This window comes from Streptomyces sp. JJ38, assembly GCF_019303475.1.
Taxonomy (GTDB): domain Bacteria; phylum Actinomycetota; class Actinomycetes; order Streptomycetales; family Streptomycetaceae; genus Streptomyces.
In genome coordinates this window covers 55,004-71,181 of the sequence record NZ_JABLSI010000006.1, presented here as the reverse complement: position 1 = coordinate 71,181, position 16,178 = coordinate 55,004, and the positions used below count along the sequence as shown (strand labels likewise).

Genomic DNA, 16,178 nt, shown 5'->3' with positions numbered 1-16,178 from the left:
GTACGTGTGAGGTCCTAGTTTCCGGCCCAGTACGGCTTGATGACGGAGGACTCCATGCGTAAGCAACTGCCGCTGCTCGACACCCACCCCGGCGGCCGGTCCGCCCTGACCTGCCACTACCGCTGTGGTGACGCCTGCTTCCAGGAGGTCCCGAACCGGAGCGACAACGCCTACTTCGGCGACGTCGTCGCGGGCATGTCGCGCCGCTCCATGCTGCGCGCGGGTGCGGTGGCGACGGTCGCCGCCGCGGCCGGGGCCGCGATGGTCGGCGGTGCGCCCGAGGCCGCAGCGCAGGGCCGCCCCGCCGCGCCGGGTGCCCACGGCCGGGGCCACGGCCGGGGCCACGGCCGGGACAGGGCGGCGAAGGGGCTGCGCTTCGAGCCCGTCGAGCCCAACACCAACGACGCCGTCACCGTGGCGCGGGGCTATGAGCAGGGCATCGTCATCGGCTGGGGAGAACCGATTCTGCCCGGCGCTCCCGCCTTCGACCCGCAGCGCCAGAGCGCCCGCGCCCAGGCCGGGCAGTTCGGCTACAACAACGACTTCCTCGCCCTGCTGCCGCTGCGCGGCGAGCCGCACCGCCAGGTGCTCTTCGCCAACCACGAGTACACCGACGAGCAGATCATGTTCTACGGGTACGACGCGGACAACCCGACCCGTGAGCAGGTCGAGATCGCCTGGGCGGCCCACGGCCTGTCCGTCGTCGTCGTGGAGGAGGAGCGGCGCAGCGGCCGGCTCACCCCCGTCCGCCGCCACCGCCTCAACCGCCGCTTCCACAACGGCACCCCCTTCGAGCTGACCGGCCCCGCCGCCGGCAGCGATCTGCTGAGGACCTCCGCCGACCCGGCCGGCCGCACCGCCTACGGCACCCTGAACAACTGCGCCGGCGGCACCACGCCCTGGGGCACGGTGCTCACCGCCGAGGAGAACTTCAACCAGTACTTCGCCAACGCCGAGTCCGTCACCGACCCGCGGGCCAGCGAGCGGCTGGCCCGCTACGGCATGCGCGGCGGCGCCACCAGCCGGAAGTGGGAGCGCTTCGACGACCGCTTCGACCTGGCCAAGGAGCCGAACGAGCCGAACCGTTTCGGCTGGATCGTCGAGGTCGACCCGTACGACCCGGAGTCCACCCCGCGCAAGCGCACCGCGCTGGGCCGCTTCAAGCACGAGGGCGCGCAGCCCCGGCTCACCGCCGACGGCCGCGTCGTCGTCTACATGGGCGACGACGAGCGCTTCGACTACATGTACAAGTTCGTCTCCAGCCAGCGGATGCGCCGCGGCAACAGCCGCTGGGCCCGTGAGCACAACATGACGCTGCTGGACGAGGGCACCCTGTACGTCGCCCGGCTCACCGGCGACAGCCCCGGCGAGATCGACGGTGAGGGCGGGCTGCCGCGCGACGGCGAGTTCGACGGCTACGGCCAGTGGATCAAGCTCGCCTCCGGTGACCGCTCCTACGTCGAGGGCATGACGGCCGAGGAGGTCTACGTCTTCACCCGGCTGGCCGCCGACCAGGTGGGCGCCACCAAGATGGACCGCCCCGAGGACGTCGAGCCCAGCCCGCGCACCGGCCGCGTCTACGTCGCGCTGACCAACAACAAGAACCGCGGCAAGGAGGGCTACCCCGCCGCCGACGAGGCCAACCCGCGCAACCTCAACAAGCACGGCCAGGTGCTGGAGCTCACCGAGCGCTGGAACCACCCCGCCGCGGAGACCTTCACCTGGCGCCTCTTCCTCGTCTGCGGCGACCCCGAGGACGAGTCGACCTACTACGGCGGCTTCCCCAAGGAGAGCGTCAGCCCGATCTCCTGCCCCGACAACCTCACCTTCGACGCCTACGGCAACCTGTGGATCTCCACCGACGGCAACAAGCTGGGCAGCCACGACGGCCTGTTCGGCGTCGCCACGTACGGCCGCAAGCGCGGTGAGGTCAAGCAGTTCCTGACCGTCCCGGCCGGCGCCGAGACCTGCGGCCCGATCGTCCAGGACCGCCGCGTCCTCGTCGCCGTCCAGCACCCGGGCGAGATCGACGGCGCCACCGCCGAGCAGCCGCTCTCGCAGTGGCCCGACGGCCCCGGCCGCCTCAACCGTCCCGCCGTCGTCGCCGTCTGGCGCGAGGACGGCGGAGCCATCGGCCGCTGACGCCCGCCACGCGGCGGCCCGGTCATCCGATCGGTCCGCCGCCGCGTGCGCCCGGCCTCCCCGGTGCGGAGGCTGGGCGCATGGCAACACTGCACGCCAGAGCGCCCGAGAGCTTCCTCAGCCAGGTCAGGAGTGCCGTCTCGCTGCGCGCGGCGGCACTCCTGCTGGGTGTGCTGGCCCTCCAGATGGGCTTCATCGCGTCCTACGTCGGCGCGTTCCACGAGCCGGGACCCGAGCGCGTGCCGGTCGCCGTCGTGGCCCCCGACGCCGCGCGGGCCGAGCTGACGGACAGCCTGGACGGACTCCCCGGCGACCCCCTCGACGTCGAGATCAGCACCGCCGACCCCGCCGAGGCGCGCGACGCCCTGGAAGACCGGGAGGTCGACGGCGTCTTCATCGCCCAGCCCGGGGAGGACGCCGACACCCTGCTGGTGGCCGGCGCCGCGGGAGGAGCGCTCGCCCAGGCGATCGAGTCGGTGTTCGAGGACGTCCAGCGCGAACGGGACCGCGGGCTGGCCGTCCGCGACGCCATCCCCGCCGCCTCCGGGGACGCCCGCGCCCTCACCTCGTTCTACCTGGTCATCGGCTGGACCGTGGGCGGCTACCTGTGCGCCGCCATCCTCGCCATGAGCTACGGCGCCCGCCCCGCCACCCCGGCCCGCGCCGTCGCCCGGCTCGGCGCCCTCGGCCTCTACGCCGTCGTGGCCGGGCTCGGCGGCGCCGCCCTCGTCGGCCCCGTCCTCGACGCCCTGCCCGGCGGCTTCTGGGCCCTCAGCGGCCTCGGCGCCCTGCTCGTCTACGCCGTCGGCGCCCTCACCTTCGCCCTCCAGGGCCTGTTCGGCGTCATCGGCATCGGGCTCGCCATCGGGCTCGTCGTCGTCATCGGCAACCCCAGCGCCGGCGGCGCCTACCCGGCCCCGCTGCTGCCGGAGTTCTGGCGCGCCGTCGGCCCCGCGTTCCCGCCCGGCGCCGGCACCTGGACGGCACGCTCGATCGCCTACTTCGACGGCGCCGCCATCACCGGCCCCCTGCTCGTCCTGGCCGCCTGGGCCGCGGCCGGCACCGTGGTCACCTTCCTCGCCGCCTTCCGCCACACCCCGGACAGCGGCCCCCGGTAGGGCGGGTACCGCCGCGAACCCACCTGATGTCTACTCGCTGTCGCTTCCGCAGGCCTTCGCCTGCTGCGTGAAGCGAGTGGCGCAGTGGCCAACATGGTGGGCTGGTCTCCAGCGGCCTGGATTTCTGCCTGGGGCGCCGGGCAGGAGTCGGTGGCCCGGGTCGATCCGGACAGACTGGCCGCAGCAGTCGGTCCACCTGCGGGTGATGCTTTCGCAGGTCACGATGTTTCCGGTGTCCTGTTGGCGGGGCTTCACCCGCCAGTGAGTCGCTGTATTTCGGTCACAGGGTAATCGGAATGTTAGATTCTGATCGCTGGGTATGTAAGTGTTGAGCCGTCCGACCGCTGTGACCAAGCGATAACGGACTATCCGCCACTCGACTGGCCTGGGGGAATTGTGATGCGGCTCTGTGTGCCTGCATGCCTATGACAACACTCGTGTGCAGAGATGACGACTGGAACCTACGCGTTCCACGTGTGGCACGTGCGCCGTTTCATTGACTGATTTTCCCCTTGTGGAAATACAAGGTGTGCATCATGTCATGTCGTCCTCGGCGATAGATATCGGCTTGCTGTGGGAAATTATCCTCACGTGACAGTGAGCCCTGCACCGGGATTGCCGGATTTATCGTGGGTGACTGTTCTACCGCAGGACTCGATTCCGCTGGTGCCAGCCCGTTTGGATGTACTACCTGTCGAAATGAGATGAGGAGTTGTGATGAAGAAGAAGTCAGCCGCTGCGGCGATCGGGGTCGCCCTGGGGGGTGCCGCCCTGCTGGTCTCCACGCAGGGGGCTGCGCAGGCCGCTCCGGCCGCGCCGGTGACGACCGTTGCGGCAGCCGCGAAGCCTACGCCGGGTATGGACAAATCTCCGCAGTGGCTCGGGAGCGTGGCGACCAAGGCCGCCAAGGCTGTGGGCAAGGCCACCGTTCACGGGAGGGCTGCGGCTGGCTCCGGTGCCAGCAGCTACCAGCTGCTCGGCAGCCTGTACGGCGCGCCGCCGTCCGGGATCTCGGAGGATGCGGCTGCTTCGGCAGAGACCGTCTTCGACCGGTGACGCATCAGCATCGCAAGGTCCAGAGGGCGGCGCTGCTCCTCGGCGCCGCCCTCTTGGGCATGCATTTCCTCATGGCCGCGCTCTCCCAGGCGCCGCTGAGCCCGGCGAAGGTGAAGTACTACGGTGTCGTCGACTCGTACCTGGGGCCGTACTTCGCGCAGAACTGGAAGCTCTTCGCCCCCGACCCGCTGTCCGACGACCGGGGAATTCTAGCCCGGGCGAAATGCGCGGACGGAACCATGACCGAGTACTTCGATGTCACCACCCCGTACGTCAAGGAAGTGCACAGCACGCGCTTTTTTCCTTCCCGTATGTCTCGTGTTGTAACAGGTACCCTCCAGCAGTTGGGCGAATCGGACGAGGCTGTGCGCCGAGTGCGTGAGAATGCCGAGAAGGACGAGTCACCCACGGTTCCCGTCCTCCCGTACGAGAGAGCGAAGCAGGATGAGTCCGTTATCTTCCTGTCGCGCTATTCGATGGATCACATGCCCGTGGTGTGCAACGGGAATCCGCAGAAGATTCAGATCAGGATGTATATCCACGAGCTGCCGCCGTGGTCGCAACGGAACAATGCGTCAGCCGAGGGCAAAGTGAAGGTTAAGGACTTCGCGTGGAAGGAGGTGACCGAACTGCGATGACAAGCCGAATCACCGCCAAGCTCGACAGGTGGGCCAGCCGACCAGTGAGCGTCTTGGGCGTCTCGGCAACCCGGGCGCTCCTCGGCTTCGTCGGGCTCATGTACTACGTGAGCCAGTACAGCGACCGCCGATATCTCTTTGGACCTGAGGGCCTGCTACCGCGTGAGGAGTTCCTCGACCAGCTCGCCCAGACGGGGACGTTCAGCCTCTACGCGTGGTCCAGCTCCACGGTCTGGTTCGAGCTGGTCTTCCACACGGGAGCGCTGACCGCGCTCGCCGTGATGCTCGGCATCGGCGGCCGCGTCGGCCTGGCTTTGAACTGGGTCTTCCTCTGGTCGATCTACCAGCGACAGATCGTGATCATCGATGGCGGAGAGAACCTCGCCTACGTTGTCATCCCGCTGCTGATGCTGACCCGCTGCTATGACCGGTTCTCCTTCTCCACCGGCACTGCCCGTCGGCTGGCCCAACGGGTGCCCGGAAGCGTCAAGGCGCTGACAACCCCTCTGCACAACCTCGGCGTCGTCGCGGTCGCCACGCAGATCTGTCTCGTGTACGTCGTCAGTGGCCTGTACAAGGTGCAAGGGCGATCCTGGCAGGACGGCACGGCGCTCTTCTACGTCCTGCGCGTTCCTGAGTTCACCTGGCCAGGAGTGTCCGAACTCGTCTACGGCAACGACCTGCTCGTCTACCTCGGCACCTACGCCACAGTTCTCTTCCTGGTCTACTTCCCCCTCGGCATTCTTGTCCCCGCACTGCGCCCCTGGGCCGCGGTGACCTCGATCGGCTTCCACCTCTCTATCGCGCTGCTGATGGGACTGACCAGCTTCGCCCTCACCATGGTGGCCTGCGACCTCATCTTCCTCAGCAAAGGGCTCGACCAGGCTCTGAGGGCCGCCCGCCGGACCTACGCGCGCTGGTCCAAACGCCCAGCGGAAGCCGCTAGCCTGATCGGCGCTGGGCCGAAGCCACCCTCAGCAGCGGCCCTACCGACGCGCCGTCAGGAAGAGGAGTCGCCTACGTGATGGTGTTAGCCGAGTTCCTTGCCCAGTTCCTCCCAGGCCAAGTCAAGACGCGACGTGCCTACCTGACGTCGTGCCTGCTCGCCGTTGTCCTGGCCGGCCTCGTTTCCGCTTCCCTCGTGCGCTTCTTCGCGCAGCCCACCACACAGGCCACTCTGTGGTGGGCTGCGAGTGCCGCCGCTTGTGTGGCCGCCGGATACCTCCTCGCGTATCCCTTGGCCAGGAAGAGGCTGGTGAAGGACGAACGGTGAAACGCAGCACGCCCACCTGCATCATCTCGAGCGCGGGGATAGCGGCATCACGCACCACAGGTGGACACGACCCGGACGCTTTTGTCGAGATCGGCTCCCTGACCAAGGTTGTCACCGGGACTGCGGCGATGCAGCTGGCCGCCAAGGGGAGACTGTCCCTGGACGATCCGTTGGACCGCTGGCTCACGCAGGCACCGGCGACCGGAGTCACCCTGCGCCATCTGCTGGACCACACCTCTGGCCTTCCCCGGCTTCCTCCCGGCACCGTGTCGCTGCGCGACCCGTACCGCTCTTTCACCGAAGAAGCGATGCACGGCCTTCTTTCCTGTCTCGATACCCTCCTCACCCACCAGCCAGGAAGCCGCCCCGAGTACTCCAACCTTGGCTATGCCCTCCTCGGGGCTGCCTTGGCCGCCGCCGACCATCAGCCTTACGAAGCCCTCGCGCGGGAGCACGTCCTGGCACCTCTGAGACTTGCCGACAGCTTTGCCGCCCACCCGCCCCCAGGCAGCCGCGTCTTGACAGCCAGAGGTTTCCTGGGACGGAGCCGCAACACGTGGACGCTGGACGGGGCCATCCTGCCCGCCGGCGGCATGTGGGCCACCCCCGCCGCCACAGCGTCTCTGCTCACCCAACTGATCGTGGACAAAGCACTCGGAGAGCCGGCACCCACGTGGCAACGAGACGACAAGCTGCTCTGGCACAACGGTGCCACCCGCCACGCCTCCGCCTTCGCCGGTGCCTTCCCCGGCGGGGAATGGATCTTCATCCACCGTCTGAGCGGATCCGCCAAGAAAACCGACCAACTCGCAGCCGCTTACGTGAAAACGGTGCATCAACCGTGAACGACAGCCTGGGCCGTGGCCGGCACCGTGGTCACCTTCCTCGCCGCCTTCCGCCACACCCCGGACAGCGGCCCCCGGTAGGGCCGCAGCGCCCGCCCGCGGTCAGACGGCTCCGAGCGCCCCGGCCTTGACGCCCGCCACGAACGCGGGGAACGCGTCGGCGGAAAGGTCCAGGACCGCGCCGTCCGGCTGCCGGGAGTCGCGGACGAGGACGACGCCCCGCACGGCGGCGGGGCGGGCGGCGTGCTGTGCGCTGGGCCGCTCCGGGCCGGGCGTACTACGCTCGCGATCACTGAACGGCGGGGATGGCAGGGGGAGATCGCACGTGTGGCCGTTGGAGCGGACGGATCCTGGTCGCATCGGGCCGTACCGGCTGCTGGCGCGGCTGGGCGAGGGTGGCATGGGGACGGTGTTCCTCGCGGAGGGCGGCCGGGGCGAGCGGGTCGCCCTGAAGTCCATCCGGCACGGCTACGCCGACGAGCCCGGGTTCCGGGCCCGGTTCGCGCGGGAGATCGAGACGGCGAGCATGGTGCGTGCCGAGGGCATTGCCCAGGTCGTGGACTCGGAGCCCGGGGAGGGCGGGCAACGGCCCTGGGTGGCCACCGAGTTCGTGCCCGGTCTGTCGGTGCAGCGGCTGGTCGCCACGCAGGGGCCGCTGCCCGCCCGGAGCGCGGGCGCCCTCGCCGCAGGGCTCGCCCGGGCCCTGCGGGCGGTGCACGCGGCCGGGCTGGTACACCGCGATGTCAAGCCGTCGAACATCCTGCTCACCGTCGAGGGGCCGCGGCTCATCGACTTCGGGGTGGCGCGGCTCGTGGACGTCTCGACCGACGGCGGGCTGACCCGCACCGGCGCGTCCGTGGGGTCTCCGGGGTACATGTCGCCGGAGCAGGTGCTGGGCCGCTCCCTCTCGGCGGCCAGTGACATCTTCGGCCTCGGCGGCGTGCTGGTCTTCGCGACCACCGGCGAACTGCCCTTTCCGGTGGAGGACACCGGCAACCACCACGCGCTGATGTTCGCCGTGGTCCAGCGGGACCCGGACCTGGGCCGCGTGCCCGCCGAGTTGCGGGACACCGTCGCGGCGTGCCTGGCCAAGGACCCCGCCGAGCGTCCGGACGCATCCGCCCTGGCCGAGCGGCTGGGCGCGTACGCCGACGGGTCGGCCGAGGGTGCCGGGCCACCGGGCGGGGACCCCTGGCTGCCCGCGCGCGCACTCGCCGAAGTGGCGCGCATATCGGGCCGTGCGATCGCCCAGGGGGAGTGGCGCCGGGAGGGCGAGGGCGGCGGTGCGGGCGCCTCCGGTGACGGGGGCAGGTCCGCGGGCGCCTTTGGTGGCGACGACCACGCGGCGGGCGCGTCCGGCGGTGACGGTGACGCCCGGAGGGCCGGAGCCGGTCCTGTCGGCCGGGCCCGGCCGCCCGCGCCCGCCGCCCCGTCTCCGCCGCCGTCTGCCGGCGGGCTCGCGCAGGCTCCGACGGTCACCGCGGCGTCGGCGTCCGCGCCGCGCGTGCCCCCGCGTCCGCCCGCACCCGGCCCCCCGCCCGGGCGGGGGCCCGCCGGACGTTCCACGGCTCCCCGACCGAGCCGTCCGCACTATGTCCGCAGGGAGCCGATACCGTCCGCGCCGCGCCGCTTCGCCGTGCCTCCGGGCGCTGCGGACGGACGGGCGGGGCAGCCCTCGTCCCCCTGGGGTGCCCACCAGGCCGCGCTGCGCTCCCCGGAGGGTCTGGCCGTCGTGCTGTACTGGCTCTACGGCTTCTACATCGTGTTCAAGTGCGTCGCGGTCGTGGTGCACCTCGGCTTCGCCGAGGAGATCGACGCCTGGGCCCAGGCGGACTTCGCGCTGTGGACCGACGTCGACCGGCTGGTGGCGGACGCCAGCACGCTGTCCACCGTGGAGGCGCTGGTGGGCCTCGCGGTGGGCGTTCCGACGCTGTGCTGGTTCTGGCGGGTGCGCTCCAACGCGGAGGTGTTCGCCCCGGGCGGGCACCGGTACCCGCCCGGGATGGCGGTGGGGAGCTGGTTCATCCCGGTCGCCGGGTGGATCATCCCGGGGAAGGTCACCTTCGACATCTGGGACGCGTCGATACCGAGCCGCGAGCGGGCCCGGCCCGGCCAACGGCAACCCGGGCACGGCCTCCTGGCCGTGTGGTGGACGTTCACCGTCGTCTGCGGCGTCGCCCTCTGCGTCCTCTTCCTGCTCCCCGGCGTGCTGGAGGGCGCCGCCGAGCGCGAGAACGGCGTCATCGACTTCGACCGGATGCTCACGGCCACCCGCTGGGGCGCCTTCCTGAACCTTCTGTGCATCCCCGGCGCCGCCTTGTTCATCGCCGTCGTCAGCCGGCTGACCGACCTCCAGGTGCGGCGGGCCGCCGACCGGCGGGCGTGACAGCCCGGCCCGGCGGCATCGGGCGGGCTCAGGCGGTGCGCTGGGCGGGGGTGGTCGGGGTGTCGGGGGCGAGCTCGGTGGCGTCGACGCGCTTCTGGGAGACGTAGTAGAGGACGGAGCCGGCGTGGACCGGCTCGGCCCAGGGCGGGCTGACGGCCATGCGGCCGTCCTGCCGGACGGCGATGACGGTGGCGGCGAACCGGCGGCCGAAGTGGGCCTGCCAGTCGCCGAAGGTACGGCCGCCCTGCCCGTCGGCCAGGCGGACGGAGTAGGTGTTGCCGCAGCCCGCGCTGTCCATCAGCTCGCTGTAGACCTCGGTGATGCCCGGGTCGAGCGCCTCCTCCTTGAGCAGGTTGGGCATGTGCCACTGCACGCACTGGGCCTTGGAGTTGACGTAGCGGAGCCGCTCGCAGTGGTCCATGTCCCGCAGGGCGACGACCAGATGGACGTCGGGCCGCAGGTGGTCGATGCTGAGCGCGAGGACGAGTGCCTCGTTGTCGTCCCGCGCGTCGACGACGACGGTGCGGGCGCGCTCGACGCCGGCCCGGCGCAGCACGTCGAGCTGGGCGAGGTCGCCCCGGACGAAGCGGACGCCGTCCCGTTCGGGCATCGGGTGCTCGGGGGTGTCCTCCCACGCGCACAGGACGAGGTCGTGGGCGTCCTCCAGGTGGAGTTGGTCCACGAGCCGTTCGGTGCGGCCGGGGGTGTAGCCGAGCAGGACGATGTGGTCGCTGAGGTCCACGTCCACCATGCCTTTCAAGCGCTTGCTCCGCAGCGACTGGATGTGCGTCGCCAGCTCCGTGAACAGGATGGTCAGGGTGACGATCCCGCCGATGATGACGTAGGTGGCGACGAGCCGCCCGAGCACGGTCTCGGGGAAGTAGTCGCCGTAGCCGACGGTCGAGGCGGTGATGAGGAAGTACCACCAGTAGGTGCCCGGGTCGGTCAGCCCGTTGGACTCGGGCTCGACGAGCCACATGGCGAGCCAGCTCGTGAGGAAGACGAACAGCGCGACGGCGAGGGCGGCCCGCCAGCCCCGCACCCGCGAGCGCAGGGTGAAGATGAGTCTGGCGATGAAGGCGGGCACCTGCACTCCTGAGCTGGGCGGCCCTCGGCGGGGCGGACACGTCGGACGGACCCGCATGCTACGGCAGGGGGACGGAGGCGGCGTGGGCCGTGTGACGTGTTTCTCGCCGCGCGGGGCGGGGGTGGCGCCGGGACGTCAGCGGGTGCCGGGGCCTCAGCGGGTGCCGGGGCCTCAGCGGGTGCCGGGAGCCAGCGTGCCGGACATGGCGGCGAGGACGGAGGGGGCCACCCGGTAGTAGACCCAGGTGCCGCGCCGCTCGGAGGTCAGCAGCCCGGCCTCGCGCAGCTTCCTGAGGTGGTGGCTGATGGTCGGCTGGGAGACGCCGACGTCGGAGATGTCGCAGACGCAGGCCTCCCCGCCCTCGTGTGAGGCGATGAGGGAGAAAAGGCGCAGCCTGACCGGGTCCCCGAGGGCCTTGAACATCGCGGCCGTCGCCTCGGCCTCCTCGGCGGTCAGTGGGCGCTCGCTCAGCGGGGGGCAGCAGGGGACGACGTCCTGGGCCGGTGCGGGGGCCGGTGCTGTCTTCGCCTTGGTCATGCGCCCATTTTGACACGTGTCGAATTCATGTGCGGCGGCCCGAGTCAGCCCCGCCCGGGCGGGTCGGGCAGGCCGAGGCGGAGGTGCTCGACGTGGTAGACGGCCTGGTCGAGGAGCGCGGCGACGTGGTTGTCGTGGAGCGCGTAGACGACCGAGCGACCGTTGCGGGTCCCGGTCACGAGGCCGAGGTTGCGTAGGAGGCGCAGCTGGTGGGAGCAGGCGGACTGCTCCATGCCGACGGCCGTCGCCAGCTCGGTCGCGGCGCAGGGGCCCTCCCGGAGGCGGGCGAGGATCAGCAGCCGGGAGGGGGTGGCGAGGGCCTGGAGCGTCTCCGCGACCTTGGCGGCGCTCTCGGCGTCCAGGCGGGCGCTCGCGGCGGCGTCCCCGGCGTTCCCGGTGTACTCGGCGCTCTCGGTGCCCTCGGCGGTGTTGGCGGGGTTGGCGACTCCATGGCCCATGCGCTCATCCTACGGAGGAGTATTCATGAATAGCTGTTCATTCGTTCCTGTAAGGTCACCTCCCGACGACTGACCCACGGGCAACCGAAGGAGCGGCCCCATGACGTCCACGCTCATCCGCCCGGCCCCCACGGCGGCGGGCCCCCGGCCCCCGCGGGCCCGGCGCACCCGCGTCCTCGCGCTGCCCGAGGTGCGCTGGGCGGCGGCCGCCCTGCTGCTGTTCCTGGCCGCGCTCCCGCTCGACCTCCTCGGCGCCCCCGCCTGGGCCTGGGGACCGCTGTACGCGCTGGTCTACGCGACCGGCGGCTGGGAGCCCGGCTGGGAGGGCCTCAAGGCGCTGCGGGAGCGCACACTCGACGTCGATCTGCTCATGGTCGTCGCCGCCCTCGGCGCGGCGGCGATCGGCCAGGTGCTCGACGGCGCGCTGCTCATCGTCATCTTCGCCACCTCCGGGGCGCTGGAGGCCGTGGCGACCGCCCGTACCGCCGACTCGGTGCGCGGCCTGCTCGACCTCGCCCCCGCGCGGGCCACCCGGCTGCGGCCGGACGGCACGGAGGAGCCGGTCCCGGTCGAGGAGCTGGCCGTGGGCGACCTCGTCCTCGTCCGCCCCGGGGAGCGCATCGGCGCCGACGGCCACGTCCTGGACGGGGAGAGCGAGGCCGACCAGGCCTCCATCACCGGGGAGCCGCTCCCCGTCGCCAAGGGGCCGGGTGACGAGGTGTTCGCGGGCACCCTCAACGGCACGGGTGCGCTGCGGGTGCGCGTCGCCCGTGACCCGGCCGACTCCGTCATCGCCCGCATCGTGGCCATGGTCGAGGAGGCCGCCGGGACCAAGGCCCCGACCCAGCTGTTCATCGAGAAGATCGAGCAGCGCTACAGCCTCGGCATGGTCGCCGCCACGCTCGCGCTGTTCGCGGTGCCGCTGGCCTTCGGGGCGGAGCTGGAGCCCACGCTGCTGCGGGCGATGACGTTCATGATCGTCGCCTCGCCCTGCGCCGTCGTGCTGGCCACCATGCCGCCGCTGTTGTCCGCCATGGCCAACGCCGGACGTCACGGGGTCCTCGTCAAGTCGGCCGTCGCCATGGAACGGCTCGCCCAGGTCGACGCCGCCGCGCTGGACAAGACCGGCACCCTCACCGAGGGCGCCCCCGTCGTGGCCGACGTGTGCCCGCTGCCCGGCGGCGCGCTGGACGAGGACGGGCTCCTGGCCCTGGCCGCCGCCGCGGAGCGGGGCAGCGAGCACCCGTTGGGCCGGGCCGTCGTCGAGGCCGCCCGCGGCCGGGGGCTCGACCTGGCCGCCGCCGAGGGCTTCGCCGCCACGCCCGGCTCCGGGGTCAGCGCGCGGGTCGACGGCGCCGAGATCGTCGTCGGCAGCCCCGCCCGCCGTCTCCCCGTCCTCGCCGGGCACCGCCAGGCCCGGGCGGTGGCGGCCGCACTCGTCGCCGGGCTGGAGCAGCGGGGCCACACGGCCGTCCTCGTCACCCGGGACGGTGAGCCCGTGGGCGTCCTCGGCGTCACCGACCGGCTCCGCCCCGACGCCGCGCCCACCGTCGCCGCGCTCACCGCCCTCACCGGCACGCCCCCGCTCCTGGTCACCGGGGACAACGCGGCCGTCGCCCGGCGGGTCGCCGCCGAGGCCGGGATCGACGACGTCCGGGCCGGGCTGCTGCCCGAGGACAAGGTCGCCGCCGTCCGGGAGCTGGAGGCGGCCGGACGCAGGGTGCTCGTGGTCGGTGACGGGGTCAACGACGCGCCCGCCCTGGCCGCCGCGCACACCGGCGTCGCCATGGGCCGCGCCGGCTCCGACCTCGCGCTGGAGACGGCCGACGCCATCGTCGTCCGCGACGAGCTCGCCGCCGTCCCCACCGCCGTCGCCCTCGCCCGCCGGGCCCGCCGGCTCGTCGTCCAGAACCTGTGGATCGCCGGGACGCTGATCGCCGTCCTGGTCGTGTGGGACCTCGCCGGGCACCTGCCGCTGCCGCTCGGCGTCGCCGGGCACGAGGGCTCCACCGTCCTCGTCGGGCTCAACGGCCTGCGGCTGCTGCGCGAGTCCGCCTGGCGGCGGGCGGCCGCCGGGACGCGCTGACGCGGAGGCGAGGGGGCGGCCGGGACACTCCCGGCCGCCCCCTCCGTGCCCCGGAACTCAGCCCGCGGCGGTGAAGGTGCGCAGGCGGAGGCTGTTGGCGACGACGGAGACGGAGGAGAAGGCCATGGCCGCCCCGGCGATCATGGGGTTGAGCAGCCCGGCGGCGGCCAGCGGCAGCGCCAGGACGTTGTAGCCGAACGCCCACACGAGGTTGGACTTGATGGTGTTCAGCGTCCGGCGCGAGAGGCGGATCGCGTCCGCGGCCACCCGCAGGTCCCCGCGGACGAGGGTGAGGTCGCCCGCCTCGATGGCGGCGTCGGTGCCGGTGCCCATGGCCAGCCCCAGGTCGGCCTGGGCCAGCGCGGCGGCGTCGTTGACCCCGTCACCCACCATGGCCACTGTGCGGCCCTCGCCCTGGAGCCGCTTGACGACGTCGACCTTGTCCTGCGGCATCACCTCGGCGATGACCTCGTCGATGCCGACCTCGGCGGCCACCGAGCGGGCGACGGCCTCGTTGTCCCCGGTCAGCAGGATCGGCGTCAGGCCGAGCGCGCGCAGCCGCCGGACGGCCTCGGCGCTGGTGGGCTTGACCGCGTCCGCCACCTCCAGGACGGCGCGGGCCGCCCCGTCCCAGGCGACCGCGATCGCGGTGCGGCCCCGGGCCTCCGCCGCCGCCTTCGCCTCGGCCAGCGGCCCGGGCAGCGTGAGGGCCCTCCCCCGCTCTCGGCCTCGCTCAACCGGGGGGACCCCCATGGCCAGCAGCTTCTCCCGGCCGACGAGCACGGCGTGTCCGTCCACGACCCCCTGGACGCCGAGGCCGGGGACGCCCGCGAAGTCCTCGGGGACGGGCAGCGTGCCCACGCGCTCGGCGGCACCGGCGGCGACGGCCTGGGCGATGGGGTGCTCGGAGGCGTGCTCCAGCGCCCCGGCCAGCCGCAGCACCCGCTCCTCGTCCTCACCCTCGGCGACGTGGACGGCCAGGAGCGTCATCGTGCCCGTGGTGACCGTGCCGGTCTTGTCCAGGACGACGGTGTCGGCCTTGCGGGTGTTCTCCAGCACCTCCGGGCCCTTGATGAGGATGCCGAGCTGGGCACCGCGCCCGGTGCCGACCATCAGGGCCGTCGGCGTGGCCAGGCCCAGGGCGCAGGGGCAGGCGATGATCAGGACGGCGACGGCGGCCGTGAACGCGGCGGTCAGCCCGGCGCCGTCGACCAGCCAGAAGCCCAGCGTGGCGAGGGCCAGGGCGATGACGACGGGCACGAAGACCGCCGAGATGCGGTCGGCCAGGCGCTGGGCCGCGGCCTTGCCGTTCTGCGCGTCCTCGACCAGCTTGGCCATCCGGGCGAGCTGGGTGTCGGCGCCCACCCGGGTGGCCTCCACCACCAGGCGCCCGCCCGCGTTGAGCGTCGCACCCGTCACGCCGTCGCCCACGCCGACCTCGACGGGCATCGACTCACCCGTCAGCATCGAGGCGTCCACGGCCGAGGAGCCCGCCACCACCGTCCCGTCGGTGGCGATCTTCTCCCCGGGCCGGACGACGAACCGGTCGCCGACGGCGAGCCGCGCCGTGGGGATGCGCTGCTCGCGGCCGTCGCGCAGGACGGTGACCTCCTTCGCGCCGAGCTCCAGCAGTGCCCGCAGAGCGGCGCCCGCGCGGCGCTTCGAGCGCGCCTCGAAGTACCGGCCCGCGAGGATGAACGTCGTCACCCCGGCGGCGGCCTCCAGATAGATGTTGCCCGCGCCGTCGGTGCGCTGGACGGACAGCTCGAAGGGGTGCGTCATGCCGGGCATTCCGGCGGTGCCGAAGAACAGCGCCCACAACGACCACAGGAACGCCGCCGAGGTGCCCAGTGAGATGAGCGTGTCCATCGTGGCGGCGCCGTGCCGGGCGTTCGCCCAGGCGGCCCGGTGGAAGGGCAGCGCGCCCCACACCACCACCGGCGAGGCCAGGGCCAGGGACAGCCACTGCCAGTACTCGAACTGCCAGGCCGGGACCATGGCCATCGCGATCACCGGTACCGACAGCAGCGCGGAGACGATCAGCCGCTGCCGCAGCGGTGCGGTCTCGTCTCCTCCCTCCGCCGCCTCCCCGGCGGCGCCGTCCTCCTCCGTGGGCTCCGGCACCGGGGGCGTGGCCGTGTAGCCGGTGGCCTCGACGGTCGCGACCAGGTCCTCGACGGCCACCGCGTCCCCGTAGGTGACCTTCGCCCTCTCGGTGGCGTAGTTGACGGTGGCCTCGACCCCGTCCATCCGGTTCAGCTTCTTCTCGATCCGGGCGGCGCACGAGGCACAGGTCATGCCGCCGATGGCGAGCTCGACCTCGGCCGTGCCGGGTGCCGTCGTTGTCATCTCTGCTCCTCGCGCTGCGTGCGGGGCTCCGGTCGTGTCACCGGCGGCCGGTGGCTGTGCTGCGGTCCGCCGACGGCGTCCACTGCCGCGCTCTCCCATGATACCTGGTGGGGGTATCAACCTCTGATTTCTTTATACCCTCTGGGGGTATCTGCTGCAAGTGTGGCGACCGACGTGGCCCGGCCGCGTCCGTGCGTTTCCCT

The 16,178-nt window shown here is 72.2% G+C and carries 13 protein-coding genes; 8 read left to right on the top strand and 5 right to left on the bottom strand.

Annotated elements, in window-relative coordinates; genetic code table 11:
- The first annotated feature begins 54 nt into the window (after window positions 1–54).
- The 6 genes from HPT28_RS04605 to HPT28_RS04580 all read left to right on the top strand — a co-directional run bounded on the left by HPT28_RS04605 (window position 55) and on the right by HPT28_RS04580 (window position 7,072).
- Window positions 55–2,142 (top strand): PhoX family phosphatase, encoded by a 2,088-nt coding sequence (locus HPT28_RS04605; RefSeq protein WP_219089498.1) that lies wholly within the window; start codon window positions 55–57, stop codon window positions 2,140–2,142.
- An 80-nt stretch (window positions 2,143–2,222) separates the two neighbouring features.
- Window positions 2,223–3,260 (top strand): ABC transporter permease, encoded by a 1,038-nt coding sequence (locus HPT28_RS04600; protein WP_219089496.1) that lies wholly within the window; start codon window positions 2,223–2,225, stop codon window positions 3,258–3,260.
- 717 nt (window positions 3,261–3,977) lie between these two features.
- Window positions 3,978–4,316, top strand: a complete 339-nt coding sequence (locus HPT28_RS04595; RefSeq protein ID WP_219089494.1) for a hypothetical protein — start codon at window positions 3,978–3,980, stop codon at window positions 4,314–4,316.
- Window positions 4,313–4,954 carry a DUF5819 family protein gene (locus tag HPT28_RS04590; RefSeq protein ID WP_219089492.1) on the top strand — a complete coding sequence of 214 codons (642 nt, stop codon included), beginning with the start codon at window positions 4,313–4,315 and terminating at the stop codon, window positions 4,952–4,954. Before HPT28_RS04595 ends, HPT28_RS04590 begins: the two co-directional genes overlap by 4 nt.
- Window positions 4,951–5,979, top strand: coding sequence for an HTTM domain-containing protein (locus tag HPT28_RS04585; protein ID WP_219089490.1), 1,029 nt, complete (start codon window positions 4,951–4,953; stop codon window positions 5,977–5,979). The genes HPT28_RS04590 and HPT28_RS04585 overlap by 4 nt, the downstream gene beginning before the upstream one ends.
- A gap of 244 nt (window positions 5,980–6,223) precedes the next feature.
- Complete coding sequence (locus HPT28_RS04580) at window positions 6,224–7,072, top strand: serine hydrolase (RefSeq protein WP_219089488.1); 849 nt, start codon at window positions 6,224–6,226, stop codon at window positions 7,070–7,072.
- Window positions 7,073–7,174: 102 nt separating this feature from the next.
- On the opposite strand, the gene HPT28_RS26610 is transcribed toward HPT28_RS04580, so the two are convergent.
- Window positions 7,175–7,297, bottom strand: coding sequence for a DUF397 domain-containing protein (locus HPT28_RS26610; protein WP_374226916.1), 123 nt, complete (start codon window positions 7,295–7,297; stop codon window positions 7,175–7,177).
- Between the two features lie 100 nt (window positions 7,298–7,397).
- Here HPT28_RS26610 and HPT28_RS27360 point away from each other — a divergent pair, with 100 nt between their 5' ends.
- The gene (locus HPT28_RS27360; protein WP_308119078.1) at window positions 7,398–9,458 is read left to right on the top strand and encodes a DUF4328 domain-containing protein; all 2,061 of its coding nucleotides are present in this window, start codon (window positions 7,398–7,400) and stop codon (window positions 9,456–9,458) included.
- Between the two features lie 28 nt (window positions 9,459–9,486).
- Here the strand turns inward: HPT28_RS27360 and HPT28_RS04565 are convergent, their stop codons facing one another.
- The 3 genes from HPT28_RS04565 to HPT28_RS04555 all read right to left on the bottom strand — a co-directional run bounded on the left by HPT28_RS04565 (window position 9,487) and on the right by HPT28_RS04555 (window position 11,540).
- Window positions 9,487–10,545 (bottom strand): ion channel, encoded by a 1,059-nt coding sequence (locus HPT28_RS04565; RefSeq protein ID WP_219089482.1) that lies wholly within the window; start codon window positions 10,543–10,545, stop codon window positions 9,487–9,489.
- 171 nt (window positions 10,546–10,716) lie between these two features.
- A complete protein-coding gene (locus HPT28_RS04560) occupies window positions 10,717–11,082 on the bottom strand; it encodes a helix-turn-helix transcriptional regulator (RefSeq protein WP_219089480.1) in 366 nt (121 codons plus the stop codon).
- A 44-nt stretch (window positions 11,083–11,126) separates the two neighbouring features.
- On the bottom strand, window positions 11,127–11,540 hold the full coding sequence (locus HPT28_RS04555) for a metalloregulator ArsR/SmtB family transcription factor (RefSeq protein ID WP_219089478.1): 414 nt from the start codon (window positions 11,538–11,540) through the stop codon (window positions 11,127–11,129).
- Between the two features lie 100 nt (window positions 11,541–11,640).
- On the opposite strand from HPT28_RS04555, the gene HPT28_RS04550 reads away from it, so the two are divergent.
- Complete coding sequence (locus HPT28_RS04550; protein ID WP_219089476.1) at window positions 11,641–13,626, top strand: heavy metal translocating P-type ATPase; 1,986 nt, start codon at window positions 11,641–11,643, stop codon at window positions 13,624–13,626.
- Window positions 13,627–13,683: 57 nt separating this feature from the next.
- Here the strand turns inward: HPT28_RS04550 and HPT28_RS04545 are convergent, their stop codons facing one another.
- Entirely contained in the window at window positions 13,684–15,975 is a 2,292-nt protein-coding gene (locus HPT28_RS04545; protein WP_219089473.1) for a cation-translocating P-type ATPase, read from the bottom strand.
- Window positions 15,976–16,178: the final 203 nt, after the last annotated feature.